The organism is Methanoculleus horonobensis, from assembly GCF_001602375.1.
GTDB classification, from domain to species: domain Archaea; phylum Halobacteriota; class Methanomicrobia; order Methanomicrobiales; family Methanoculleaceae; genus Methanoculleus; species Methanoculleus horonobensis.
On sequence record NZ_BCNY01000008.1, the window covers coordinates 126,928 to 150,152 of the forward strand.

Consider the following 23,225-nt stretch of genomic DNA (forward strand, 5'->3'; position numbering starts at 1 on the left):
AGATACCCGGGATTGAGGAACCACCTCGTTCAGAACGCTCTTCCGCGCGCCCTGGAAGGGTCAGGCAACATCCGGTGCCAGATCCCGGATCGGGCTATCCGCCGGGTATCGCACTTTCGGTGCTTCTATTCCAGATGTTTCGTCGATTGCAACTCACGAATCTTCAGTCTTCTTGAACAACCGGCGTACCACCTGTCATTTATCGCCACATAAAGGAGAGACCGGGATCGATGAACGCCTATGATCGCTCAACCATCTCGCTTCTCCTCCAGCATTCGGGTGACGGCTTCCAAAAGAAGAGGTAGGTGTTGTTCAATGACATTCCAGATACGCAGGGGATTGACGCTGAGGTATTGGTGTGCAAGAATATTTCTAAACCCGGAGATCCCGTGCCAGTCGATCTCCGGATGGCTTGCCTTCAAGTCTTCATCGAGACGTTGCGTGGACTCGGCAAGGATTTGGAGGTTCCGGAGAACGGCATCCTGTATCATCTCATCAGCAAGAAACGCCATCTTCCCATCATGGGTATACCTCATGATCCGGTCGGTACACTCCCTGATGTGGAGCAGGTAGAGCGTGGCATCCTTCAAAGCGGCACCGCCTCTGCCATCACCCGATCCCTGATATACCAATGCAGGGATACGGGCTCAGCAACATCAACAGGGATCCCTAACAGTGCCTCCAGTTCCGATTTCAAGGCGACGAGGTCGAGGAGACTCCGGTCCGGCTCGAGGTCAAGCAGGAGGTCGAGGTCACTCTCCGCTTCCGCCTCCCCACGCACAACGGATCCGAAGATACGGACGTTTCGTGCGCCATGGCGTGCGGCGATCTCGCAGATCCGGTTTCGCTCGGCCATGACCCGCTCTAAGATCCCTACCCCGGCCTTCATACCATCACATCTGGAATATGGAGTACAAACCCCTTGAAACTTCTCATGCAACCGCATGTAGCACAACCAGGAGATTGCCGGGAGCGCGCCTCCCGGTTGCTTACACGAGCATATAGATCAGCATCCCCGATACCCCGCCCGAGAACGTGGCGACCAGGTTCGTGCCCGAGTTCCCGATCCTGCCGCTGTTCTCGAGCGTCGCGCCCACCAGGCTGTCGACATTGGTGCCGATGAACCCGGCGGCGATCGTGACGACGACCATCCAGGGGTCGGCAACGCCCATCGCCCATGCGACGGCGGCGACGAGGGCGGCGGCGATGACGGCCGCGACCTCGCCCCGCAGGGTCACCCCGCCGTTCGTCCCCCGCGGCACCGGCTTGAGCGTCGTGATCAGGTACGGCACCTTCCCCGTGACCCCGATCTCGCTTGCGGCGGTATCGGCGGCCGCGGAGGCGACGCTGCCCATGAAGAGCGCCGCAAAAACCGGCTGGCCGGTCAGGCCGTAGAGGATGGCGGCGGCGGTCGCCACCAGGCCGTTCGCGAAGACGTTGAAGTAGCCGCGCACGCCCCCGTGCTCCTGGGCGACGCCGAGCTGCTCCTTGTCGCCGTAGCGATACCGGGTAGCCCCGGCACCGATGATGAAGAAGGTGAGCATGATCAGGAACCACCGGACGTCCGCGAAGACGATCAGGATGATCCCGATCATGGCGCCCGAGAAGAGGCCGCTGACATCGGCCACCCGGACGCGGTAGGAGGTGTAGCCGAACCCGAACGCTATCACGGCCGCGGCGACGAGAAGGGTCAGGTCGACCTCGAAGTTGAGCTCCTCGAAGAGGAACATCGTCATCGCGACGCCGAGCGCCTCGATCATCAATGCATCGTCCCGGCCCCGGAGGGCCGCCCGGAGGAGCACCGCGACGACCACGCCCATCACGGCGACGAGCGGCGCTGCGTACTGCAGATAGAGCATCACCGCGATCGATACGATGATTGCCGCAACCAGGTGGTGGAGATATGCCGCATGCCGATCACCGGTAAGCCGGAACGCCACCTCTCCGATCACGACGATCCCGAGCGTGCAGGTGAAGACGAACGTCGAGAGCCAGCCGAACCCGTAGAGCACGGCAAGCACGACGATCGAGAGCGAGATATACCGGGTATCCTTGATGAGGGAGAGGACGAGCGAGAACGGAACGAGGAAGAGCGTGAGCAGCCACGCCGGCTGGAGCAGGGGGGCAAGGCCTATGAAGACGAGGGTGAGTATCGATGCCAGAACCAACCCCTGCAACTTTGTCATTCATATAGGATATGAAGTGCAGGAACAAAGCCTTTAGGGTCGACACCTGCCGTCTCCGCGGTTTTCGGCGACGAACGTTCCGGGACGCCCCGGCCGGGGACGGCGAACCCGCGCGCTGCGCAGGATACCTGCCCGGGGAAAGCCCAACAATATATTTCATTGGGAAGAGAGAGATTATACGCTGAAAATGTCGCCGTCACATCAACTACCCAAAAACTACGATATCGAAGAAGTGGAGACGCGCTGGCAGGATACCTGGCGGGATGAGGATAACTATTTCGATCCCGCTTCGTCTAAACCGCAGTTCATCATCGACACGCCGCCTCCCTACCCCACCGGCAACTTCCATATCGGGAATGCTTTAAACTGGTGTTATATCGACTTCATCGCGCGGTACAAGCGCATGTGCGGTTACAACGTCATGTTCCCGCAGGGGTGGGACTGCCACGGCCTCCCCACCGAGGTGAAGGTCGAGGAGACCTACGGGATCACCAAGAACGATGTACCCCGGGAGAAGTTCCGGGAGATGTGCCGCGACCTCACGCTCTCAAACATCGAGAAGATGCGGGCGACCATGCGGCGGCTCGGGTTCTCGACCGACTGGAGCCACGAGTACATCACCATGCTCCCGGAGTACTACAGGAAGACCCAGGCGTCGTTCCTGCAGATGCTCAAAGCCGGCGACATCTACCAGAGCGAGCATCCGGTGAACTTCTGCACCCGGTGCGAGACGGCCATCGCGTTCGCCGAGGTCAACTACGCCCCACGCACCACCAAACTCAACTACTTCGACTTCGACGGCGTCGAGATCGCCACCACCCGGCCGGAGCTGCTCGCGGCCTGCGTTGCCGTGGCCGTCCATCCCGAAGACGAGCGCTACCGCGGGATGAAGGGGAAGCGGCTCACTGTCCCGATCTTCGGCCACGATGTTCCGATCATCGAGGACGCCGCGGTCGACCCGGTGTTCGGCAGCGGCGCGGTGATGATCTGTACGTTCGGCGACAAGACGGACGTCTACTGGTGGAAACAGCACGGCCTGGATCTTCGGAAGGCTATCGACCGGCAGGGCATCATGACCGCAACCGCGGCCCCGTATGAAGGGATGTCGTCCGAAGATTGCAGGAAAGCGATCCTCGCCGACATGGAGAAGGCCGGGATCCTGAAGCGGCAGGAGGAACTCGAGCAGCGGGTGGGGACCTGCTGGCGGTGCAAGACCCCGATCGAGATCCTCTCGGAACGGCAGTGGTTCGTCCGGGTTCACCAGGACGAGATCCTGGATGCGGCGCGGAGGGTCTCCTGGACGCCGGATCACATGTTCGCCCGGATGGAGAACTGGGCGAACTCCATGGAGTGGGACTGGTGCATCTCCCGGCAGCGGATCTTTGCAACCCCGATCCCGGTCTGGTTCTGCACTGCCTGCGGTGAGATGGTTCTTCCGGCCGAGGAAGACCTTCCGATCGACCCGACGGCCGATAAGCCGAAGACCCCCTGCCCGAAGTGCGGAGGGTCGGACTTCACCGGCGAGACGGACGTGCTCGACACCTGGATGGACTCCTCGATCTCGGTGCTCCACGTCACCGGGTGGGACGGGACCGGCAAACCGCCGCTCTTCCCGGCACAGATCCGCCCCCAGGGCCACGACATCATACGGACGTGGGCGTTCTACACGATCCTCCGGGCGAAAGCGCTGGTCGGCGGCCACCCCTGGGACGAGATCCTGGTGAACGGCATGGTGCTCGGAGAAGACGGGTTCAAGATGAGCAAGAGCCGGAACAACATCATCTCCCCCGAGGCGATCGTCGGGCAGTACGGCGCGGACGCGCTCCGGCAGTGGGGTGCCGGGGGTGCCGCGATCGGTTCGGACATCATGTTCAACTGGAACGACGTCGTCGCGGCGTCCCGGTTCCAGACCAAACTCTGGAACATCTTCCGGTTCGTCATGGGGCACCTGGAGAAGGGAGCCGATCCCGCTGCGCCGGTGACGGAACTCACCGACCGGTGGCTGCTCGTCCGGCTCTCCGAGACCGTCGCCGAGGTCACCGCCGCGATGGAGAGTTACCAGTTCGACCGGGCGCTCAGGGCGATCCGGGAGTTCGCCTGGAACACGCTCGCCGACGACTACATCGAGATCGCGAAAGGGCGCCTCTATACGGACGACAGCAGCAGGGCCAGCGCCTGCAGCGCGCTCCGGACGACGATGGACGTCCTCTGCCGCCTGCTTGCCCCGATCATCCCGCATTTCGCGGAGGAGTGCTACCACAACCTGGCCGCAAGAAGCGTGCACAAAGAGGCCTGGCCGGACTTTTCATACGCCGACGACGAAGCGCGGCGCCACGGCGATCTCCTGGTGAAGACGGTCGCCGAACTCCGGCGCTACAAGCACGATAAGAGCATGGCGCTGAACGCCCCGCTCGGCCACGTGATGATCTACGCTGCAGAGCCGGTCGACGACGCCGGCGACGCCGGGCGCGCCCTCAATGCCGATGCCTCCTGGAGCACCGGCACGCCCCGGCTCGAGGAGGTCGTGAGCGGCGTGGACTTCAACATGGCGGTGATCGGGCCGACGCTCCGAAAGCAGGCCCGGGGGTTCATGCAGGCCGTGGAAGCGCTCCCGCCGGAACTGCTCAAGAACCCGCCTGCGACCGTCACGGCCGACGGCGAGGAGATCCCGGTGCCGGCCGGTTCCTTCACGCCGAAGGTCGCCTACAGGGTGGCGGGAGAAGAGGTGGACGTCCTCACGCTCGGGGACGTCGTCGTGACGATCGGGCACCAGCCCTGATCTCGTCGGCGATGAACCGGGCAACTTCTTCTTTTTCGAGCAGCGCATCGACGGCGACGAACCGCGCCGGGTCGGCTGCTGCAAGGTTCAGGTAGTTCTCCTGCACCCGTGTAAGGATAGCGGCGTTCTCGAAATACTCTCTCTTTTTCTCAGGGCAAAGCCTCGATACAGCGTCTTCTATCGGCAGAACCAGGAGGAACGTCCGGTCGGGCCGGATCGACCACCCCTCATGGATCCCGCGAAGCCAGGAGAGCGGGTCGGGGAGGACGCCGTCGAGGACGACCGGCTGGTAGGCGAACCGCGAGTCGGCGTAGCGGTCGGAGATGACGAGCTTTCCCTCGTCGAGGGCGGGCCGGATCACCGTATCGATATGCGCGGCGTGGTCGGCGCAGAAGAGGAGCGCCTCGGTGATCGGATCCATCCGCTCGGCGATCGCACGCCGCACCGACTCGCCGACCCAGGTGGCGCCGGGTTCGCGGGTGAAGAGGGGGTCGAGGTCGGCGAGCAGTTCATGGAGACGGGCAAGAAGCGTGCTCTTGCCGCTCCCGTCGATCCCTTCGATGGTGATCAGCACGGGCGTCCCCTCCGGAGCCATTCGAGCGGCACCGTGCCGTGATGAACGGCGGTCGCTATGATCGCGCCGTCGAACCCGGCGTCGGCGAGGAGATGGATGTCGTCGACCCCGGCGACCCCGCCCCCGTAGAGGAGACGGCCGGGGTAGCACGCCCGCATCTCGTCGAGTTCCTCTCTGACGAGGCCCCGTTCCGTCCCCACGGCACCGATATTGAGGAGGATGCACCCCTCAAACGAGAGTGCCGCCGCACGGCGGAGCATCTCCGAAGACCGGATGCCCCAGGGGAGCACCCGACCGTCTTTGACGTCGATGCTGAGATATCCGGTCTGGTAGGCTGCAAGGTCCTCGATCGCTTTCGCGGCCGTCTCCGTGCCGACGACCGGCGTCACGCCCGCGACCGCGGCGCATTCGGCGGGCGACCGGCAGCCCCTATCGAGGTAGCATCGCTCGACCATGGCGGCGCAGCGCCGGACGAGGTCGTCCTGCGGCGTCCTGCCCTGGAGGCTCTCGAGGTCGGCGATGTAGAGGTACCGGGGCGCGAGAGCGGATAGGTAGGCTTCCGGTTCGGCCGAGGGGGCAAGTCCCCAGGTCAGCGGCCGGTAATCGGCACGGTCTCCGGACTTCCCGTGCACAACGAGACCGCCTGCCAGATCGACTGCAAGAATCAGTTCCATGTCCTCAACGTAATCACTATTAGGGTGAAGGATCATTAATTTCTATGCAATTACTCGTCAGTCCAAGCAGCATTGAGGAGGCAAGAAGCTCGCTTTCCGCTGACATCATTGACGTGAAGAAACCCTCGGAGGGGTCGCTGGGCGCAAATTTTCCCTGGATTATCCGGGGAATCAAGGAGATCGCCGGTAAGAAGCCTGTCAGCGCTGCAATCGGGGACAATGAGTATAAACCGGGAACCGCAGCTCTTTCTGCATACGGCGCCGCGCACGCCGGTGCCGATTATATCAAGGTCGGCCTGATGTTCGACGGGGACGACCGTGCCCGCGAGGTCATCGAAGCGGTGACCACAGCGGTGAAGCGTGAATTCCCCGAGAAATACGTCGTCATCGCGGGCTATGCTGATTTTGCGAGGATGGGCACGATCTCCCCGCTCGCGATCAGTTCTCTGGTCGCGGACGCCGGGGCCGACGTCGCCATGATCGACACCGGTATTAAAGATGGGAAGAGTCTCTTTGAGTTCATGGATGAAGAGACACTGACCAGGTTCACCGAGCGGAATCGGGAACTCGGGTTGCAGACGGCTCTTGCCGGTTCGCTGAAGTTCGAGGATCTCGATGCCTTAAAGCGGATCGACCCCGAGATCATTGGTGTCCGGGGGATGGTCTGCGGAGGCGACCGAACGACGGTGGTCAGGGCGGAACTGGTGGAAAAAGCAATGATGATGCTCAGGTGATGTATGTACATCGAGAAGATGCAACTGGAGACAACGTTTACGTTCGACGACGTGCTTCTTGAGCCCGCCGAATCATGGGTCGAGCCCGACGAGGCCGATGTCAGGTCGCGGTTCTCGCGCAACATCCCCCTGACCATCCCCCTCGTGAGCGCCGCGATGGATACGGTGACCGAATCGGTGATGGCGATAACCATGGCCCGTGAAGGCGGCATCGGTGTCATCCACCGGAATATGACCTCTGAACGCGAGGTCGCCGAGGTCAGGGTCGTCAAGCAGGCCGAGGATCTGATCGAGCGCGAGGTCGTGGCGGTCGGTCCCGAGGCCACGGTCACCGACGTGGAACGGGTCATGCGGCAGTACGGTATCGGCGGCGTGCCCGTCATCGAGAACGATAAGGTGATCGGCATCGTCAGCCGCAGGGACATCAGGGCGATCCTCCCGAAACGCGGCGAGGCGAAGATCACTGCCTACATGACGAAGAAGCTGATCACGGCCTCCGAGGATATCACGGCGGAGAACGCGCTCGAGACGATGTATGCGAACAAGGTCGAGCGTCTCCCGGTCGTGGACGCCGAGGGGCGTCTGGTCGGCATCATCACGATGCGGGATATCCTCGAGAAGCGGCAGTATCCCCGCGCGAACCGCGATATCAACGGGAAACTCCGGGTCGCCGCCGCGGTGGGCCCCTTCGACTTCAAGCGGGCGATGATGCTCGTCGAGGCAGGGGTCGACGCCCTGGTGGTGGACTGCGCTCACGGCCACAACATGAACGTCGTCAAAGCGGTCGGGGAGATCAAGGCGAGCGTCGCCGTCGACGTGGTGGCCGGGAACATCGCGACGAAGCATGCGGCCTCGACCCTTGCCGGAACCGTCGACGGGCTGAAGGTGGGCATCGGGCCGGGCTCCATCTGCACGACGAGGATCGTCGCGGGCGTGGGCGTGCCGCAGGTCTCCGCGATCGCGAACGTCGCCGAGGTGGCGCACGACGCCGACGTGCCGGTGGTCGCCGACGGCGGCATCAGGTACTCGGGGGATATCGCGAAGGCGATCGCCGCCGGCGCGGACTGTATCATGGCGGGCAGCCTCTTTGCCGGCACCGACGAGGCGCCGGGGAGGGTCACGACGATCAAGGGCCGGCGCTACAAGCAGTACCGCGGGATGGGATCGCTCGGCGTCATGAGCAGCGGCGAATCGAGCGACCGCTACTTCCAGAAGAAGGAGTTCGGGAGAACCAAGTTTGTCCCCGAAGGCGTCGAGGGAGTCACGCCCTACGTCGGCCATGTATCGGATGTCATCTACCAGCTTGTCGGCGGCCTGAAGTCCGCCATGGGCTATACGGGTTCAAAGACAGTGGCGGATCTGAAGAGGAACGGCAGGTTCCTCAGGATCACGCCCGCGGGGTATGGCGAGAGCCACCCGCACAACATCATGATCACCGACGAGGCGCCGAACTACCGCCTCTTCGAGTGATACTTTTTTATGGCAAAGTCACTAACATTTAGTTAGCATGCTCGATGGCAGTGACGTTTCCCGTCTCCTCGATATCCTGGGAAACCGGAACAGACGGCGAATAATTGAACTGCTGAGGCAGAAACCGTGTTTTGTGACCGAGATCTCCGAGCGCCTGGTGCTCAGTCCGAAAGCGGTGATAGAACACCTGCAGATGATGGAGCGCGAGCAACTCCTCGTATCCTATCAGGATGAACGCAGGCGAAAGTATTACTACCTCTCGCATGACATCAATGTCATCGTAAACCTGCAAAAGCAGGACGGGGTTACGCTTCCCTCCGTTGAAGAGAACCAGAGAACACGATTTGCAAGAAACCTCGGGGCGTTCAAGAGGATGGTTCGGGCTCGCGACGAACTGCTGGATAACCTCGAACAACTGGAGCGGGAGATCGAATCGAGGTTCGCCGAGGTCATGCGCATGCGGGGGAACTTCGTCGCCGACGACGGGGATCTGGAGATCATCCTCGCCCTCTCACATGCCGATCTGCGCCTCGCTGAACTCGAGGAAGTGAGCAGCCTGTCCACGGATGAGCTGAAACAGAGACTGGGCAACCTCACACACACGGGGGTTGTCGAGCGAATCAACGACCGATACCGGATACGTGGTACACATGGCGAATAACCCATACGACGAAATGTTTCGAGACATCGCGCGGCTGATGGAGAAGATCTTAAGCGAGATGCCCCAGAGCGACCCGAAGATCATCGGGTTCACCATCATCGGCGGACTGCCCGAGGGGACTTCCTACCCCGAGTTCGCCGAAGACGAGGATGGGGAGTCCGATGTCGAGGTGGTCGAAGGGGACGACTGCATCTACATCACCGCAATGGCGGATGCCCGGGCGGACGGTGCCCCATACGTCACGTTCCAGGAAGACTCCGTGACCCTCTGCACCGGGGGTGACGAGGAGACGGTCATCGATCTCGACTGCGAGATCGATATACTGCACAGTTTCTACAACGTGCAGCACGGCGTGATCGATGCCGTCTGCCCAAAGAAGAGCGCACCGGGCGAAGTCGCCCGGTCTTGAACCATCTTACTCTTTTGCAGCGGACACCCGCCGTGACCCGGTGCTTTGCCAACCCTGAACCAGGTAGGGAACGGGACGTCCAGAACTTGTCTTGACTTCGCGCTCTTCGCGGCTTCGCGTGAGGCATAGCGCAGGAGCGACATTATCTCACGCGCAGTGCGAGCGCAAGCGATCTTGAGCACCGCCAGGTGCGAGCCGCGACTGTCCGCAGGACGGGAGCGTGAGAAGCCGTAGGCTTCGAGCTGCGAAGGACGCAAAAAGCGGCAACAGCCACCAGATCCGTTTTACGTCGTCGCATGAGGCTGCATTGCTCGATGCCGGATGTCAAAATCAGTGAAGTGCTGTATCCACACCGGCATCGCGGAGGGCTTCGAGGATCGTCGCCCGGACGCCGTCCGTCGTCTCGCCTTCGAGAGCCTCACGGAGCGCTACAACCGCCTCTTCACCGCCGATCGTGCCGAGCGACCGGGCTGCGCTCCGTCGAACGAACTCGTTCTCGTCATCTCGCATCCGTCCGAGCCGCTCGACCGCATGGGGGTCGCCGAGCAGCCCGAGCCCCTTCGCCGCCATGTAGCGGACGTGGTCTTTCTCATCGTCGAGAGCGGCGACGAGGGGCGCATACGCCCCACCGTCGCCGAGCAGCCCGAGAGCCTCAGCCGCACGATAGCGCACCTTCCAGTCGCCGTCCGAGAGCAGGGCAATGCAGACGGGCGCGGCGGGTTTTCCCATCGCCACGAGCCCGTGCATCGCTTCCGCCCGCACCGCCTTGTCCCGGTCGGAGAGCCGAGAGATCAGGGTCTGTATGGTCAAACGATCGGCTTCAGGTTCAGGGGATATCCTATCAGTCATGGTTCCGTCACTTCCGCGGTGTAAACCGGGGCGCACATCAGACGTTGAGGCGGATTCGTAATAAGTGCTTAGGGCCGCCGGGTCCGTTGCAGGCACCGTATCCCCGCGGCCCACATCGGACGTCAGGATAGAAATCCAGAGGCATACATGGCAAGACTTGCCAGAACAACGAGACCTGTCCCAAGGATGAGCGGGCCCATAGCGTCGAATAAGGGATCGCTCGCGATCCATTTTCCTAGAGCGTGCATGACACCGGATACCTCATCAAGGTATATATATTTTACCAGGGAGATAAAAATAAACCCCGATATATAAGCGTTTTCAATAACGATAATCGCCAGATTACAGGTTCCGGGATTATCGAGAGATTCAGGGAGGTTTCTCGGTGCATTCCGTGGGCATGCTGCGCGCCTTCAAAGAGCGAAAGGCCGCTCCGCTGAAACGTTGGAAAAAATGAAAGAAAGTGACGCCCAGGACGGAATTCGAATCCGTGTCGACGGCGTGACAGGCCGTCATGATAGGCCACTACACTACCTGGGCACTCAATGTTCGAGGGGATCCCGCCTCCCGGATTCGAACCGGGGACATCGCGGTAGCCGCGCAGTTCGCCCGAGAGCGAAGACCATACTACAGCCGCGCACTCTACCAGTCTGAGTTAAGGCGGGTCTCTGCTCTAATAATGTTAGATAGAGTTGTTATTAAATATTTCGCAAAATCTGCGGAGATCGGTAGAAGACGGACGTTATTCTTTATATACAACCTCAGATAACGAGTAAGTATGAACCCTACAAACGCTGAAGCACGCAGGAATGCTGAAGCGTACTGTCTTCTTCACCGATAGCCGTGCGAACAAGAACGTCACTGTTTTCGACACCACACTGCGCGACGGTGAACAAACACCGGGCATCTCGTTCACGCTCGAAGAGAAACTCGGTATTGCTGAACAGCTCTCCGGAATAGGAGTCCATGCCATCGAAGCGGGCTTTCCCGCATCCTCGGATGCCGAACGCGAGATAGTCCGGGCCATCACGAATCTCGGGCTCTCCGCACAGGTCTGCGGCCTTGCGCGGTCGCTCCGGGCCGACGTTGATGCGTGCATCGACTGCGGCGTCGACATGGTCCACGTCTTCATCCCGACCTCCGACGTCCAGCGCGAGTACACCATCAAAAAGACCCGCGAGCAGGTACTCGAGGCCACCGGCGATATCATCGCGTATGCGCGCGACCACGTCGACCGGTGCATGTTCTCCGCGATGGACGCCACGAGGACCGACTGGGATTACCTGATAGAGGTATACCGTGTTGCGGTGGACGCCGGAGCGACGATCATCAACGTGCCCGACACGGTCGGGGTGATCACCCCGACGGCCATGAAACGCCTCATCGAGCGGATCGACCGCGAGGTGAACTGCCTGATCGATGTCCACTGCCACAACGACTTCGGGCTTGCGACGGCGAACACCATCGCGGCGGTCGAGGCCGGCGCCTCCCAGGTGCAGGTGACGGTGAACGGCATCGGCGAGCGGGCGGGCAACGCCGACCTCGCGCAGACGGTGATGGCGCTCTCGTCCATTTACGGCATCGATACCGGCATCAGGACGACTGGCCTCGTCGAGACCTCGAGGCTCGTCGCCCGCTACGCGGGGATGAGCATCCCGGCAACGCACCCGATCGTCGGCGAGAACGCCTTTGCTCACGAGAGCGGGATCCACTCCCACGGCGTCATCACCCGGTCGGACACGTTCGAGCCGGGGATCATGACGCCAGAGATGGTCGGGCACCGGCGCAGGCTGAAACTCGGCAAACACGCCGGGAGGCATGCGGTCAAGCAGATGCTCGGCGAGGTGCACATGGAGCCCGCCGATGAACAGATCGACGAGATCGTCATCAGGGTGAAGGCGATTGCCGGCAAGGGCAAGCGGGTTACGGACGCGGACCTCTACGAGATCGCGGAGAGCGTCATGCAACTCGCACCCGACGAGAAGACCCTGGAGCTCCAGGACGTCGCCATCATGACCGGCAACCACGTCATCCCGACGGCAAGCGTCAGGGCGACCGTCGACGGCGTCGAGCACACCTTCTCGAGCATCGGCAACGGTCCGGTGGACGCGGCCGTGCGGGCGATCCTCGGGATCATCCCCGCCCCGGTTATCTTGAAGGAGTTCAACATCGAGGCGATCTCCGGAGGCACCGACGCTCTCGGGCACGTCACCATCGCCGTCGAGGATGAGCGGGGCCGGGTCTTCGATGCCAGCGCCTCGAGCGACGACATCATCCTCGCGTCGGTCGAGGCGGTGATCAACGCGATCAACCTCGTCTGCCGGACGCACAAACACGACCGCAAGGAGTGAGCGACTCACTCCGTTTTTACAAAAAAAGTTGACGGATCAGGCGGAGCCGGGGGGCTGCTGTTTGCCTTCCAGCGCTCCCCTGACCTGCGCGGATAACTGCTCGAACCTGCCCTGCAGCGCCTTCTCCTGTTTCTCGAGCGACTTGACGCGGAGATCGAGCGTCTCGATGCGTTCGTTTAAGGACGCGAGCACCTGCTCCTTGCTCTTCTGCATCATGACGCTGCCGACATTCATGAAGACCGCCGCATCCTCGGGGACGTCGGCCAGGTCCTCGACCGCGCGCCTGGCTTCGCGGATCGTCATCTCGTACTGTGCCTTCTGCGATACTACGGTCTGGAGCTGCTGCTGCATCTGCTGAAGCATCGCCAGCTGGTTCTGCACTTTTGGCGGGATGTTTTCCATATTCATCTACTCCTCGAATGGGATGAAGATCAGTAACAATATTTTGGGTGGCGGACAGCGGCCTTCCCGGCTCTCTGCCCTATCTCTACATGATAGGGGCGTGAAGCCCTTAAAATGTGAGGGTTCAGAAAGGGATCTCCGTCCCGCGCCGCCCCCCCACGGGGACTCACCGGACGGGACGGCAAGTTCCCGCATCTCGACCGCAATCGTGATCAGCCGAAGCCAGGTGTTCAGGGCCGCCCGGAGCGCGGGTATATCGGTGGCGCTCACCTCGAGGACGAGCGTATCGTCGTCCGCGAGCCCGACCCGGACGGACGACCGTTCGCCCACGTCGCCAATCTCCTGGCAGACGGAGAGGTAGAGGGCACGGGCATCGGGGGTCGCGAACCGGAAGATTGCCGTATGCGTCATGGCGCCACCTTCAGGGTGTAGCGTTTCCGTTGCGTTCCGTCAAAGACGATCCGGTGTCCCGTGAGGGACTCCCCGGCAAACACGACGTCGGCGTGATCCTTGAGCGCCTCGTATACGAAGCGATCCGAGACGAAGAGGCCGCGGGCGATCGCACCGACCCGCTCTTCGACGGCGAACGACCCGACACGGATCTCTGCCGCCGGCTCTCCGCCGTCATATACCAGAATCAGAAAAAAAGGGCCGGATTTCGATACGATCAGAACCGACTCGTCGAGGGCGAAAAGGTCACCCATGCCCGCTTTGCCGCGGGTGACGTATCCGGCGCCGATCGAGAACGCCAGATCCCGCGCAAGGGTGCGCACCTCGGGAGCCGGTTTGCGTGACGTCGTGACGACCGTCATCGAGCCTTCAGATCTTTTATTCCAGCTCCGCGTTCCTTGAAGAGGATGCGGTGCCCACAGTAGGGGCAGCGAATATTGACGTCAATCTCCACTTTTTGTTTACAGCGAGCGCACTTATAGGCAGCCACGACCGATTAACCCTCCTTCTGCAGCGACCGCTCGATGCTCCGCGCGGCGACGCGCATCACCGGCGTCTCCGGGACATAGCTGCCGCCTGCAAACTTGAATCCGCACTTGCGGCACGCCCAGATACCTGTTCCCACACGCTTGACCGCTTTCTGGTCGCAGCGGGGGCACGCATGGCTCGCGCGGGAGACCGTCTCGATCTGGTTGACCCTCTTCCGGATAAACCGGCCATACCTCGGACCGAAACGCCCGGAACTTCCGACTACCCTGCCCTTTGCACTCTGTTTGCGACTTGCCATTTCGCGTACCTCTTGTATGTCCTCTAATTTTTGTGCTGTCGATTAATATAGTTAATCACGACACCCGTTCGACGATCCGGGTCTCCGCATTCCCCTTGGAAACCTTGTTCACCAGGTCGTAGAACTCTTCCTGGATGCCCGCCGGAATTTTGACGACGGCGATCCAGGATCCGTCCTTCTGCCACTCTTCCCGCTCGAGCGATCCCGCGGTCGTGATCTCGTATGCTCTCGCGGCATAATCCGCCGGGACCTTCACGGCGATCCGGATCTCCTCGAACCGGATGGGGAGGAGCGGGCGGAGCGCCTTGACCACCTCTTTGACCTGCTCCTCGACGGACTTGAAGGGGTCGATGCTCACCCGCGCCTCTTCCATCGCAAGCTCGATACGCTGCGGGGGGTGAGGGAACCCGGACTGCGGGTTGACGGCGTTCCTCGCGATGAACGTGATGACCCGGTTCCGCTTCTCCGCGATGAGGTGACGGCGCTGCTCCGCCGTGAGGTGGATCTCGCCCTTCTGGATGATCCGGAGCGCCGCCTGCTCGAACTCGGTCGTCTTGAAGACCTTCAGGAGAGCCTCTTCGGAGGCCCGCTCGGCATGGGCGGCGTTCGAGAAGATGGAGTCGGCGGCGACGACATCCTCCAGATCAATCTTTTCGCCCTGCCGGATGCGCATGGCCTGGTTGGGGTCGACGAGGACCTCGAACCGCTCTCCGTAGCTCTCAAGCCGCGCCACTACTGCCTGGTCGAGAGGGATCATACAGATGACGCTCACTCTTCGAACTGGTCGACGTATGCCTTTACCTCATCCTTCTCCATCTTCCGGAACTCCCCGGTCTCGATGGAGACGACGCCGATCTCGATGGCGCTCACGTCGAGCTTGCCCTCCGTCGCGGCATGCAGGGCCTTGATTCCGAGCCTGATGGCGCCGGAGAAGTCCGCATCCTCCTGGTACTCGTCCTCGAAGGTCTTTATGACGGCAGGACGTCCGGTTCCGATCCCGGTCGCCTTGTACTCGAGCAGCGTGCCGCTCGGATCGGTCTCGAAGAGACGGGCCTCACCGTCGCTGACTCCTGCGATCAGGAGAGCGGTTCCGTAGGGGCGTGCACCGCCGAACTGGGTGTAGGTCTGCATATGGTCGCAGAGCTTTTTCGCGAGGATCTCGACGTTTATCGGCTCGTTGTAGGAGACACGATTGATCTGGGACTCGACCCGCGCCCGGTCCACGAGAGACCGCGCATCGCCGACGAGGCCGGAGGACGCAACGCCGATATGCGCGTCGATCTTGAAGATCTTCTCGATAGAAACCGGTTCGAGGAGCCGGGACGTCACCCTTTTATCGACGATCAGCACGACGCCTTCGCTGCACTTGATTCCAACGGCCGTCGTGCCTCGTTTCACCGCTTCTCTGGCGTACTCGACCTGGTAAAGCCTTCCGTCCGGGCTGAACACCGTGATTGCCCGGTCATATCCCATCTGATATTGTGGTTGCATTATCGTTCCTCCAAATCGGCTTCGGTGAAAAACAATGACTTCTGATGCTTAATACCTTTTTCAACCAAATCAACCTTTTGACGCGGATAGCGATAGACCGCAAAATAAGTTTCCCCGATCTTCACTTCCTCGTCTCCGGGGAGCTGGCGGATCGATCTCATCCGGCGCCGCAGTGCGTGGATTGTCCCCGAGGTGGCGACCGTCCGGAGGGCGATCCGCTCATCGGCGACTGCGGTGACCGTCGAAAGCGCGACGGCGACATCCTTCTCGGTTCCCCGCCGGCACCGGACGACGACGTATCCCCCTTCACAGAAGACCACTGCGGGCTGCGCAAGACCGGCAGCCGCATCGCCGAGGAGCGAGGTCGCGGCCTCGATAACCGAGAAATACATCTGCTTCTGGTCTATCCACGCCCTGTAGGGAAGGATCCGCGCCAGGATGTAGCGCCGCTTCGTCCGCATCGCCGGCGGTCTCGGTCTCATTCGACCACCCTCACGGGCCGGTGCGGCTCGATGAGCCGGCCGATGGACGAGAGCGCTTCGGTCACTTCCGCCCCGGTCATCTCGAAGAGTGCGCAGAGACCGTGGATCTCGCGAATAGATCGCTGCCCGAGTATCGAGCGGGCATCGGACGAAATCGTCAGCGGGAAGCCGTATCGCCGCTGCAGAGAGAGGACGTCCGCATACCGCTGCAGCGCCCTCTGACGCCTCGTCCCGCGAAGGTAGATGATGGGAGCCATCGAGATGTCCACCGCGACGCCCTGCTCGGCCGCCGTCCTTGCGGCGACGTGATCGAAGGCGTTTCTCCGGGTGGCATGGATGCTCCTGACGACGTTCACCTCTTTGACGGAGACGACCGCACGGTTGAAGGAGATATCCCCGGCGTCGACGTAGACGATGTCGGCCCGCCGGACGGCGGGATCACGCACCCTCTTCAAGACCTCTTTTACGGACGCGGCACCGATCACGGTTCCCCGGAGAACCTCGATACCGGGAGACCGATGCACGGCATCTCCGATAACAACGGTGCTATCGAACCCGAGTCCTGCTGCTTCGAGCGCCATTCGCGCAACCGTCGAGTCACCGGCAGGATAGGGATGTATACCGGCATCTGTGATCTTCATCGTGAGTAGGCCGTATAAAAAAAAGAGTATTTATTTGCCGCGGTTCGCGTGAGAACGGATGCTCGGGCGGGTCTTCTCGGTCCCATGCCCGCGCGTCCGCATCCCGCGCCCCTTCATGCCGGCGGAGGTCTTGCCGCGCTCCGCCCGGCCCCGGTGAACCGGGTTCGCCAGCCACGCGAGGTTGCGGTCGCTCTTGATCGAGGGGTGGTGCCCGTCGACCAGGATGACCTCGAACCACTTGGAGCGGCCGTCTTCACCGACCCAGTAGGAGTTCAGGGCCTCCATGTTCGGGAACTTGCGGGATGCGCGCTCCTCGGCCATGCGCTGCAGGCTCTTTGCCGGGGTCATCCGGCGCATGCCCATGCGTGCGGATCTGCGCCCGCGGATGTACCGGGGCTTTCTTCGGCCGCCGCGGCGGATCTTGACCCGCACGACGACGATTCCCTGCTTGGCCTTGTAGCCGAGCGACCGGGCCCGGTCGATCCGGGTCGGGTGCTCCACGCGCACGATACTCCCTTCGCGCCGCCAGACCTGGAGGCGCTCCCAGAGGAGACCTTTCACTTCCGACCGGTCGGGCCGCTTCCATGCCTCGCGTACGTAGGCATACATCGATTTTGCCATGTCTAGAATCACCTCAGGTTCAGCGTTTCCGCCACATTCCTTTTCGGGACGTATCCCGTGGTTCCTAACAGGTTGACGGGAGCACAAATAAAGGATTGCTTTCGTCGCCCCGGCCTGCAGGACGCCCTACACTCCCTTGCGTTTCTCCACGACGCGGATGGCGTCCATCCGGGTGACGGGATACTGCCCGTTCTCGTCTTTCTCCGCCGACTTGACCATGTCCCAGACGGTGAGAAGCGCAACGGAGACGCCGGTGAGCGCCTCCATCTCGACGCCCGTCCGCCCGTAGGACTTCACGCGGGCGGTCGCCTCGATGTAGCCGTCGCCCTCTTCGAAGTCGATGGTGATGCCTGCAAGCGGTATGGGGTGGCACATGGGGATGAGGCGCGGGGTATCCTTCACCGCGAGGGTTGCCGCCACCCGTGCGGTCGCCAAAACGTTGCCTTTGACCGTGGTTCCTTCCCGGATGGCGCGGAGCGTCTCGCTCCGGAGGTAGATCCTGCCGCTCGCAACCGCTTCACGGACGACCTCGGTCTTTCCCGAGATGTCCACCATCTGTGCGCGGTCGTTCTCGATGTGGGTGAAGACCGGGGTCTTGCCGTATTCGCCGGACTCGCTCATGTGTATCGCAGGAGATCTTCTCTTTTTCAGGGGATAAAAGAAGGCGGCTACCGGCAGGTCAGTCCGGCGCGGGGGGCCGGAAGAGAATCTCCGGAATATAGCCGGGCATATCGGTCGCGAGCATGCCGTTCCCCCGCTCCTCTGCGGCGAGCATGCCGGCCCTGCCGTTCACGTACGCGGCGATGCAGGCGGCCTCGAACGCGGGGAGATGGCAGAAGAGCGCGCCCGCAACACCGGCGAGCAGGTCGCCCGTCCCGCCGGCGGTCATGGCGGGGGTGCCGGTTCGGTTGAACCGGACCCTTGATCCGTCCGAGATGACGTCGACCGGGCCCTTGAGCAGGATGGTTCCCGCCGTTGCGGCGGCCTTAACGCACCGGCCGCGCGCAGCAAGCTCCGCCGGGGGCTCCGCCCCGGTCATCCGGGCGAACTCGCCCGCGTGCGGGGTGTAGATCGTCTCCTTCGCCGCCGGGAGGGGGAGGGCGAGCGCGTCGGCATCGAATACCGCCTTCTTCGCCGCCTCCGCGACGGCGAGCACGACGTCGTGACTCTCCTTCCCGAGGCCCATCCCGCAGACGACGACGTCCGCCCGGTCGACGAGGGAGAGGATAGTCTCCAGGTGGTCGATGGTGATCGCCTTCCCCTCAAGGCGCTCGTAGATCAGGTCGGGCATGGGGACGTATGCGGGGGAGGCGACCCGCACGATGTCGGCCCCGGCGCGGAGCGCCCCCATCGCCGCGATGTAGGGCGCTCCCTGGTAGGGCCCGCCCCCGACGACGAGCACCTCGCCGCCGGCGCCCTTATGCGCCTCCGATCTCCTCGACGGGACGAGCGTGAGGTCTCCCGGGCCGGTGAATATCTCCGCCTCGAGCGGGATGCCGATCTCCGCGACGTCCGCGCCCTCCACCTTCGGGCGGTGGAACGAGAGAATCCGGCTCGCACGGATGCCGGGGGTGGGGGTGTCGACGGCGACGATCGGGGCGCCGCTCACGTTCGCACGGGCGACGAGGGACGTGAGCGGTTCCCGCACCGCGCCCGATGCCCCGGTGCCGAGCATGGCATCGACGATGACGTCGGCACCGTCAAAGAAAACGGAGAGCGCCTCGACGTCTGAAGCGCACCGGACGGGGTGGAGGGCTACGGAGCAGTGCCGGAGGAGAGATGCCTGGGCTGCGGTCGAGGGGGTCATCGAGCCGCAGTCGGGGTAGACGACGTCGATTGCGTCGAGGTGCTGGAGGTAGCGGGCCGCCACCATCCCGTCACCGCCGTTGTTCCCCCTCCCGCAGAGGATGAGAACGCGGGAGGGACCGCAGGCGAGGACGGCGTCCGCGACCGCCCGCCCGGCGCTCTCCATCATCAACAGCGACGGCTGGCCGAGCGCAACGGCGTTCCCTTCGACTGCCCGCATCCGGCCGGCGTCGATAACGCCGGTCTCCAGAAATTCCCGCATACCGTTTGTCGTCATGCCCCGTCCCTCCAGGAGCGTTTCCTGATCGGTGCTTGGCGTTTCTTTCATAGATAGTTTTAGTTTCTGACCGGGGGAGGCTGTTGGTTTAGGGGGGGGGTGATAGATGAGCAACCAGGGTGCAACCGGTGCACCCACGGGTGCCGGGATTGTTCTCGACCGCACGTGCTCTTGCACGGATTTCCACTGGAAGTCGCACCTTTGATACTCGAGTTCCTTCCCCAGACCTTCGGCCTTCTCCAGCTCCAATTCTTCGCACCTCACGGTGCTCACGCTCCCGGCCTCTTGCCAGTCGCGTAACGAACCATCGCCTATCGCCACGCACTGCCCGCCCCCAGGGGGGCGGAACGACGTTCCATCAGGAGCGGAGTTTGAGCACCGTCAGGTGCGAATGAGGAGCGCGAAGCGCGGGCGGTGGGGGGTTACAGGTAAAGCCTTATTGGGTAGAGACAGGGGAGGGGGGATGCCCCCTCCCCGTCAGCCCCACCCCAAAGGCGATACTCCCACGGTCCAGCGTACGAGGTTCTTTATCGTTACGGTTGCTCCGGCGCCTCAACCCATACTTGCAAGCAACCGTTTTTCCAAGACTCAAGTCACCTGAATCCAAACCCTCCATTTCGCCGACCTTCCCAAACTCCCCGTTCCTCCCACACCCCCATGCATTATTGACCCTTCACCACCCACTACTATGGAGATGAGCCTCGAGAACGATCTGCGGAGAGCTGCGGATATCATCTGTGAAGCGGAGTCGGTGACGGTCATCTCCCACATCGACGCCGACGGCATCAGCACGGAGGCGATCCTCGCGCAGGCGCTCGCCCGCGAGCAGAAGCCGGTCGAATCCGTCTTCGTCCGCCAGCTCGAACCGATGGCGATGCGCCACGTCCCAAAGGACGGCTCCCTGAAACTCTTCGCCGACCTCGGGGCCGGGCAGCAGAACCTTCTCGAGGAGCACGGCCTTTCCGCGGACGAAGTCCTTATCCTCGACCACCATGTCGGCCAGCCCTGCGGCACGGCCTATCCTCAGGTGAACTGCCTTGACTACGGCATCACCCGGATGAGCGCCGCCGGGATCGCATATCTGGTCGCGAAGGCGATCGATTCCACAAACATCGACCTCGCGAAACTCGCCGTCGTCGGGAACGCCGGAGACATGATGGCCCGCGAGAACTGCGGGCTGGTCGGCCCGGCACGCGAGATCGTCCAGGACGGGGTTGAGTACGGCAACATCCTCGTGCGGGACCACGACCTGAACTGCTACGGGACGTCCACCCGCCCGATCCACGTCTGCCTCGGCTACTGCGACGACCCCTACATCGACGGGATCTCGAACAACACGAACGCCGCACTCCGGTTCCTCGAGCGGCTCGGCGTCGAACTGAAGAACCCCCGGGGCGGGTGGCTCGTCTGGGAAGAACTCCCGTTCGATGACCGGCGCACGATCATCAGCGCCCTTGCCCAGCAGCTCATCGCCCACGGGAGGGAGACCGAACGCCTGCTCGCCGAGACCTACATCTTTCCCGACGAGCCGGAGCGCACACCGCTCCGGAACGCCTCCGAGTACGCCACCCTCTTAAACGCCTGCGGCCGGTGGGCAAAACCCCGGATAGGGAGCAGCATCTGCCACGGGGAGCGCGGGGAGGCCTACCGCGACGCGGAGCAGATGCTCGCCCATCACCGGACGGTCATCCGCGACCTGCTCCAGTACATTCTTGAAGCCGGCGTCATCGAACTCTCGCACCTCCAGTACATCCACACCGGCGACCGGTTCCCCGACACCATCGTCGGGATCGGGGCGGGGATGGCGCTCTCCAAGTTGAACTGGAAGAAACCCATGATGGTGCTCGCCGCGATGGTGGACGAACCGGAGGTGACGAAAGTCTCGATGCGGACGAACGAGTGGGCGCTCGGCCATGGGGTCGATCTCTGCGAGGCGCTCATCGAGGCGGCGGGAGAGGTCGGCGGCGCGGGCGGCGGGCACCGGATCGCCGCCGGGGCATTCATCCCCCACGATACAGAAGAGGAGTTTGTTGATGGTGTCAACCGAATACTCAAACGACAGTTCGCTCAAGCGGATCCGGACGATAGCTGACTTCCAGTTCGGTGCCGGGGCCGGAACCGCGGTCTTCCCCGACGAGTGCGCCTTCCAGTTCTCGACGACCGGGCGCATCCGCCAGGTGCGCCTCGGGAAGGAGAGACTTGCAACCGTTCGCGCGCAGGACGGCCGCCTGACCCTCGGGATAGCCGCAGCGGAGCGGCTCGCCGCCCATATCGCCCCCCCGGCCTACCGGGTCGTGGTGCAGGAGGACGTGGCGCCGTTCGTCGCGGACGGGAAGAACGCGATGGCGAAACACGTCGTCGCTGCCGACGAAGGTATCCGCGCAGGGGACGAGGTGCTGGTGGTGACCGGCGACGACGTCCTCCTCGCCACCGGGGCGGCTTTGCTCTCCGGGCGGGAGATACTGGCATTTAATTACGGTGTAGCGGTAAAAGTACGGCAGGGGAGAGGATCCGAATGTTTCCAGGAAAAGTAAACCCGAAAAAGATGAAGCAGATGATGAAGCAGATGGGCATGGAGATGGAGGAGATCGAGGGCGTGGAGAAGATCGTCATCCATACACCGGCGGGAAACTACGTCTTTGATGATGCCCAGGTCGTCGCGACCACCATGCAGGGGGTCACCACCTACCAGATCACGGGCGAGGCCCGGTTCGAGGAGGCCGTCCCGGAGATCCCCGACGACGACGTCGCCCTCGTCGCATCACAGGCCGGGGCAACCGAAGAGGCCGCACGGGCGGCGCTCGTCGAGACCCGCGGCGACATCGCCGAAGCGATCCTGAAACTTGCGCAGCAATGATCGAGATTGGCGAACGTCTTCTCCTCGTCGGTGAGGACCGCGAGTACTTCGTGACGGCGGGGGAGGGTCGGTTCTCCACCGACCGGGGGATGATCGATCTTGCAGCCCTCGCGGGCATGAATCCGGGAGGGGAGATCCGGACTCACCTCGAGATCCCGTTCACCGTGCTCCGCCCCCGGCCGACCGACTTCTTCGTCCATGCAAAACGGAGCGGAGCACCCATGCTCCCGAAGGACATCGGGATGGTGATCGCCTACACGGGGATGAACCGCAACGACCGTGTCCTCGATGCCGGAACCGGGAGCGGCGTCGCCGCAATCTACTTCGGGAGCATCGCCCGCAGCGTGAAGACCTACGAAGTGCGCCCGGAGTTTGCGAGACTCGCCGAGAAGAACATACAAAACGCCCGCCTCGAGAACGTCGAGGTGGTCGCTGCAGACATGCTCGAAGCGACCGGCGAGTTCGACGTCGTCCACCTCGACCTCACGATAACGCCAGCGCACGTGGAGCACGCCTTCTCGCTCCTTACCCCCGGCGGATACCTCTCCTGCTACACGCCGTTCCTTGAATACACGTTCATCGCGCTCGATGCCGCGACGCCGCTCTTCCGTGACGTTCACTGCTACGAGTGCATGGAGCGGGAACTGACGCGCTCCGCCCGGGGAACCCGGCCCTCGACCAGGGTCGGCCACAGCGGCTACATCACGATAGCGCGAAAATAGAG

28 protein-coding genes and 2 tRNA genes are annotated in these 23,225 nt (G+C 62.7%); 10 read left to right on the forward strand and 20 right to left on the reverse strand.

All coding sequences use genetic code 11. The annotated features are described in order from the left end of the window. Window positions 1–248: 248 nt before the first annotated feature. The 3 genes from MCUHO_RS01770 to MCUHO_RS01780 form a co-directional block, all read right to left on the reverse strand. A complete protein-coding gene (locus tag MCUHO_RS01770) occupies window positions 249–590 on the reverse strand; it encodes a HepT-like ribonuclease domain-containing protein (RefSeq protein WP_067072723.1) in 342 nt (113 codons plus the stop codon). After that, entirely contained in the window at window positions 587–889 is a 303-nt protein-coding gene (locus MCUHO_RS01775) for a nucleotidyltransferase family protein (protein ID WP_067072725.1), read from the reverse strand. Before MCUHO_RS01775 ends, MCUHO_RS01770 begins: the two co-directional genes overlap by 4 nt. A gap of 100 nt (window positions 890–989) precedes the next feature. Further along, window positions 990–2,186 carry a DUF92 domain-containing protein gene (locus MCUHO_RS01780; RefSeq protein ID WP_067072727.1) on the reverse strand — a complete coding sequence of 399 codons (1,197 nt, stop codon included), beginning with the start codon at window positions 2,184–2,186 and terminating at the stop codon, window positions 990–992. A 187-nt stretch (window positions 2,187–2,373) separates the two neighbouring features. Here MCUHO_RS01780 and MCUHO_RS01785 point away from each other — a divergent pair, with 187 nt between their 5' ends. Continuing rightward, window positions 2,374–4,965, forward strand: coding sequence for a valine--tRNA ligase (locus MCUHO_RS01785; RefSeq protein ID WP_067072729.1), 2,592 nt, complete (start codon window positions 2,374–2,376; stop codon window positions 4,963–4,965). Here MCUHO_RS01785 and tmk read toward each other — a convergent pair. After that, window positions 4,922–5,539 (reverse strand): dTMP kinase, encoded by a 618-nt coding sequence (gene tmk, locus MCUHO_RS01790; RefSeq protein ID WP_067072829.1) that lies wholly within the window; start codon window positions 5,537–5,539, stop codon window positions 4,922–4,924. The two genes, MCUHO_RS01785 and tmk, sit on opposite strands and share 44 nt — an antisense overlap. Continuing rightward, complete coding sequence (locus tag MCUHO_RS01795) at window positions 5,533–6,213, reverse strand: HisA/HisF-related TIM barrel protein (protein ID WP_067072732.1); 681 nt, start codon at window positions 6,211–6,213, stop codon at window positions 5,533–5,535. The genes tmk and MCUHO_RS01795 overlap by 7 nt, the downstream gene beginning before the upstream one ends. 44 nt (window positions 6,214–6,257) lie before the next feature. Between MCUHO_RS01795 and MCUHO_RS01800 the strand changes: the two genes are divergently transcribed. From MCUHO_RS01800 to MCUHO_RS01815, 4 genes are read left to right on the forward strand one after another with little or no spacing between them, the layout of a single operon-like run. After that, a complete protein-coding gene (locus tag MCUHO_RS01800) occupies window positions 6,258–6,947 on the forward strand; it encodes a (5-formylfuran-3-yl)methyl phosphate synthase (protein WP_067072734.1) in 690 nt (229 codons plus the stop codon). A gap of 3 nt (window positions 6,948–6,950) precedes the next feature. Further along, entirely contained in the window at window positions 6,951–8,417 is a 1,467-nt protein-coding gene (gene guaB, locus MCUHO_RS01805; protein WP_067072736.1) for an IMP dehydrogenase, read from the forward strand. 37 nt (window positions 8,418–8,454) lie between these two features. After that, window positions 8,455–9,078 (forward strand): ArsR/SmtB family transcription factor, encoded by a 624-nt coding sequence (locus MCUHO_RS01810; protein WP_067072738.1) that lies wholly within the window; start codon window positions 8,455–8,457, stop codon window positions 9,076–9,078. After that, window positions 9,068–9,487 (forward strand): hypothetical protein, encoded by a 420-nt coding sequence (locus MCUHO_RS01815; RefSeq protein ID WP_235808126.1) that lies wholly within the window; start codon window positions 9,068–9,070, stop codon window positions 9,485–9,487. Before MCUHO_RS01810 ends, MCUHO_RS01815 begins: the two co-directional genes overlap by 11 nt. 330 nt (window positions 9,488–9,817) lie before the next feature. Here the strand turns inward: MCUHO_RS01815 and MCUHO_RS01820 are convergent, their stop codons facing one another. The 3 genes from MCUHO_RS01820 to MCUHO_RS01830 all read right to left on the reverse strand — a co-directional run bounded on the left by MCUHO_RS01820 (window position 9,818) and on the right by MCUHO_RS01830 (window position 11,001). After that, on the reverse strand, window positions 9,818–10,297 hold the full coding sequence (locus tag MCUHO_RS01820; protein WP_235808127.1) for a HEAT repeat domain-containing protein: 480 nt from the start codon (window positions 10,295–10,297) through the stop codon (window positions 9,818–9,820). Window positions 10,298–10,803: 506 nt separating this feature from the next. Then, window positions 10,804–10,876: transfer RNA gene (locus tag MCUHO_RS01825), tRNA-Asp, on the reverse strand. A gap of 18 nt (window positions 10,877–10,894) precedes the next feature. After that, window positions 10,895–11,001, reverse strand: a tRNA-Tyr gene (locus MCUHO_RS01830). A 144-nt stretch (window positions 11,002–11,145) separates the two neighbouring features. Between MCUHO_RS01830 and MCUHO_RS01835 the strand changes: the two genes are divergently transcribed. Further along, window positions 11,146–12,687 (forward strand): 2-isopropylmalate synthase, encoded by a 1,542-nt coding sequence (locus MCUHO_RS01835; protein ID WP_067072742.1) that lies wholly within the window; start codon window positions 11,146–11,148, stop codon window positions 12,685–12,687. A gap of 36 nt (window positions 12,688–12,723) precedes the next feature. Here MCUHO_RS01835 and MCUHO_RS01840 read toward each other — a convergent pair whose 3' ends face one another. The 12 genes from MCUHO_RS01840 to MCUHO_RS01890 form a co-directional block, all read right to left on the reverse strand. Further along, window positions 12,724–13,089 carry a prefoldin subunit beta gene (locus tag MCUHO_RS01840; protein ID WP_067072831.1) on the reverse strand — a complete coding sequence of 122 codons (366 nt, stop codon included), beginning with the start codon at window positions 13,087–13,089 and terminating at the stop codon, window positions 12,724–12,726. Window positions 13,090–13,095: 6 nt separating this feature from the next. After that, window positions 13,096–13,500, reverse strand: a complete 405-nt coding sequence (locus MCUHO_RS12210; protein WP_084385863.1) for a KEOPS complex subunit Pcc1 — start codon at window positions 13,498–13,500, stop codon at window positions 13,096–13,098. Further along, window positions 13,497–13,901: a Brix domain-containing protein gene (locus tag MCUHO_RS01850; protein ID WP_067072744.1), complete on the reverse strand. Its 405-nt coding sequence runs from the start codon at window positions 13,899–13,901 to the stop codon at window positions 13,497–13,499. The genes MCUHO_RS12210 and MCUHO_RS01850 overlap by 4 nt, the downstream gene beginning before the upstream one ends. Next, window positions 13,898–14,029: a DNA-directed RNA polymerase subunit P gene (locus MCUHO_RS12215; RefSeq protein ID WP_011844513.1), complete on the reverse strand. Its 132-nt coding sequence runs from the start codon at window positions 14,027–14,029 to the stop codon at window positions 13,898–13,900. Before MCUHO_RS12215 ends, MCUHO_RS01850 begins: the two co-directional genes overlap by 4 nt. A gap of 6 nt (window positions 14,030–14,035) precedes the next feature. After that, window positions 14,036–14,326, reverse strand: coding sequence for a 50S ribosomal protein L37ae (locus MCUHO_RS01855; protein WP_067072746.1), 291 nt, complete (start codon window positions 14,324–14,326; stop codon window positions 14,036–14,038). A 55-nt stretch (window positions 14,327–14,381) separates the two neighbouring features. Next, the gene (locus MCUHO_RS01860) at window positions 14,382–15,083 is read right to left on the reverse strand and encodes a ribosome assembly factor SBDS (RefSeq protein WP_067072832.1); all 702 of its coding nucleotides are present in this window, start codon (window positions 15,081–15,083) and stop codon (window positions 14,382–14,384) included. Window positions 15,084–15,094: 11 nt separating this feature from the next. Beyond that, window positions 15,095–15,817: an archaeal proteasome endopeptidase complex subunit alpha gene (gene psmA / locus MCUHO_RS01865; RefSeq protein WP_011844516.1), complete on the reverse strand. Its 723-nt coding sequence runs from the start codon at window positions 15,815–15,817 to the stop codon at window positions 15,095–15,097. Beyond that, complete coding sequence (locus MCUHO_RS01870; RefSeq protein WP_067072748.1) at window positions 15,817–16,299, reverse strand: Rpp14/Pop5 family protein; 483 nt, start codon at window positions 16,297–16,299, stop codon at window positions 15,817–15,819. Before MCUHO_RS01870 ends, psmA begins: the two co-directional genes overlap by 1 nt. Further along, window positions 16,296–16,940, reverse strand: a complete 645-nt coding sequence (locus tag MCUHO_RS01875; RefSeq protein WP_067072750.1) for an RNase P subunit p30 family protein — start codon at window positions 16,938–16,940, stop codon at window positions 16,296–16,298. The genes MCUHO_RS01870 and MCUHO_RS01875 overlap by 4 nt, the downstream gene beginning before the upstream one ends. 30 nt (window positions 16,941–16,970) lie before the next feature. Further along, the gene (locus MCUHO_RS01880; RefSeq protein ID WP_067072752.1) at window positions 16,971–17,561 is read right to left on the reverse strand and encodes a 50S ribosomal protein L15e; all 591 of its coding nucleotides are present in this window, start codon (window positions 17,559–17,561) and stop codon (window positions 16,971–16,973) included. Between the two features lie 126 nt (window positions 17,562–17,687). Further along, window positions 17,688–18,182 carry a cyclic pyranopterin monophosphate synthase MoaC gene (gene moaC / locus MCUHO_RS01885; RefSeq protein WP_067072755.1) on the reverse strand — a complete coding sequence of 165 codons (495 nt, stop codon included), beginning with the start codon at window positions 18,180–18,182 and terminating at the stop codon, window positions 17,688–17,690. 58 nt (window positions 18,183–18,240) lie between these two features. Continuing rightward, window positions 18,241–19,644 (reverse strand): bifunctional ADP-dependent NAD(P)H-hydrate dehydratase/NAD(P)H-hydrate epimerase, encoded by a 1,404-nt coding sequence (locus MCUHO_RS01890; RefSeq protein ID WP_067072834.1) that lies wholly within the window; start codon window positions 19,642–19,644, stop codon window positions 18,241–18,243. A gap of 694 nt (window positions 19,645–20,338) precedes the next feature. Here MCUHO_RS01890 and MCUHO_RS01895 point away from each other — a divergent pair. From MCUHO_RS01895 to MCUHO_RS01910, 4 genes are read left to right on the forward strand one after another with little or no spacing between them, the layout of a single operon-like run. Next, on the forward strand, window positions 20,339–21,736 hold the full coding sequence (locus MCUHO_RS01895) for a DHHA1 domain-containing protein (RefSeq protein WP_067072836.1): 1,398 nt from the start codon (window positions 20,339–20,341) through the stop codon (window positions 21,734–21,736). Continuing rightward, window positions 21,678–22,178, forward strand: coding sequence for a PUA domain-containing protein (locus MCUHO_RS01900; protein WP_067072757.1), 501 nt, complete (start codon window positions 21,678–21,680; stop codon window positions 22,176–22,178). Before MCUHO_RS01895 ends, MCUHO_RS01900 begins: the two co-directional genes overlap by 59 nt. Further along, complete coding sequence (locus MCUHO_RS01905) at window positions 22,160–22,501, forward strand: nascent polypeptide-associated complex protein (protein WP_067072759.1); 342 nt, start codon at window positions 22,160–22,162, stop codon at window positions 22,499–22,501. Before MCUHO_RS01900 ends, MCUHO_RS01905 begins: the two co-directional genes overlap by 19 nt. Continuing rightward, window positions 22,498–23,223, forward strand: coding sequence for a methyltransferase domain-containing protein (locus MCUHO_RS01910; protein ID WP_067072761.1), 726 nt, complete (start codon window positions 22,498–22,500; stop codon window positions 23,221–23,223). Before MCUHO_RS01905 ends, MCUHO_RS01910 begins: the two co-directional genes overlap by 4 nt. Window positions 23,224–23,225: the final 2 nt, after the last annotated feature.

Bases quoted from the DNA above. Each gene is read 5' to 3' on its own strand.
- MCUHO_RS01775 (WP_067072725.1), bottom strand. From the start codon at position 889: ATGAAGGCCGGGGTAGGGATCTTAGAGCGGGTCATGGCCGAGCGAAAC.
- MCUHO_RS01780 (WP_067072727.1), bottom strand. From the start codon at position 2,186: ATGACAAAGTTGCAGGGGTTGGTTCTGGCATCGATACTCACCCTCGTC.
- MCUHO_RS01785 (WP_067072729.1), top strand. From the start codon at position 2,374: ATGTCGCCGTCACATCAACTACCCAAAAACTACGATATCGAAGAAGTG.
- MCUHO_RS01795 (WP_067072732.1), bottom strand. From the start codon at position 6,213: ATGGAACTGATTCTTGCAGTCGATCTGGCAGGCGGTCTCGTTGTGCAC.
- MCUHO_RS01800 (WP_067072734.1), top strand. From the start codon at position 6,258: ATGCAATTACTCGTCAGTCCAAGCAGCATTGAGGAGGCAAGAAGCTCG.
- guaB (WP_067072736.1), top strand. From the start codon at position 6,951: ATGTACATCGAGAAGATGCAACTGGAGACAACGTTTACGTTCGACGAC.
- MCUHO_RS01810 (WP_067072738.1), top strand. From the start codon at position 8,455: ATGCTCGATGGCAGTGACGTTTCCCGTCTCCTCGATATCCTGGGAAAC.
- MCUHO_RS01815 (WP_235808126.1), top strand. From the start codon at position 9,068: ATGGCGAATAACCCATACGACGAAATGTTTCGAGACATCGCGCGGCTG.
- MCUHO_RS01835 (WP_067072742.1), top strand. From the start codon at position 11,146: ATGCTGAAGCGTACTGTCTTCTTCACCGATAGCCGTGCGAACAAGAAC.
- MCUHO_RS01840 (WP_067072831.1), bottom strand. From the start codon at position 13,089: ATGGAAAACATCCCGCCAAAAGTGCAGAACCAGCTGGCGATGCTTCAG.
- MCUHO_RS12210 (WP_084385863.1), bottom strand. From the start codon at position 13,500: ATGACGCATACGGCAATCTTCCGGTTCGCGACCCCCGATGCCCGTGCC.
- MCUHO_RS01850 (WP_067072744.1), bottom strand. From the start codon at position 13,901: ATGACGGTCGTCACGACGTCACGCAAACCGGCTCCCGAGGTGCGCACC.
- MCUHO_RS01855 (WP_067072746.1), bottom strand. From the start codon at position 14,326: ATGGCAAGTCGCAAACAGAGTGCAAAGGGCAGGGTAGTCGGAAGTTCC.
- MCUHO_RS01860 (WP_067072832.1), bottom strand. From the start codon at position 15,083: ATGATCCCTCTCGACCAGGCAGTAGTGGCGCGGCTTGAGAGCTACGGA.
- psmA (WP_011844516.1), bottom strand. From the start codon at position 15,817: ATGCAACCACAATATCAGATGGGATATGACCGGGCAATCACGGTGTTC.
- MCUHO_RS01870 (WP_067072748.1), bottom strand. From the start codon at position 16,299: ATGAGACCGAGACCGCCGGCGATGCGGACGAAGCGGCGCTACATCCTG.
- MCUHO_RS01875 (WP_067072750.1), bottom strand. From the start codon at position 16,940: ATGAAGATCACAGATGCCGGTATACATCCCTATCCTGCCGGTGACTCG.
- MCUHO_RS01880 (WP_067072752.1), bottom strand. From the start codon at position 17,561: ATGGCAAAATCGATGTATGCCTACGTACGCGAGGCATGGAAGCGGCCC.
- moaC (WP_067072755.1), bottom strand. From the start codon at position 18,182: ATGAGCGAGTCCGGCGAATACGGCAAGACCCCGGTCTTCACCCACATC.
- MCUHO_RS01890 (WP_067072834.1), bottom strand. From the start codon at position 19,644: ATGACGACAAACGGTATGCGGGAATTTCTGGAGACCGGCGTTATCGAC.
- MCUHO_RS01895 (WP_067072836.1), top strand. From the start codon at position 20,339: ATGAGCCTCGAGAACGATCTGCGGAGAGCTGCGGATATCATCTGTGAA.
- MCUHO_RS01900 (WP_067072757.1), top strand. From the start codon at position 21,678: ATGGTGTCAACCGAATACTCAAACGACAGTTCGCTCAAGCGGATCCGG.
- MCUHO_RS01905 (WP_067072759.1), top strand. From the start codon at position 22,160: ATGTTTCCAGGAAAAGTAAACCCGAAAAAGATGAAGCAGATGATGAAG.
- MCUHO_RS01910 (WP_067072761.1), top strand. From the start codon at position 22,498: ATGATCGAGATTGGCGAACGTCTTCTCCTCGTCGGTGAGGACCGCGAG.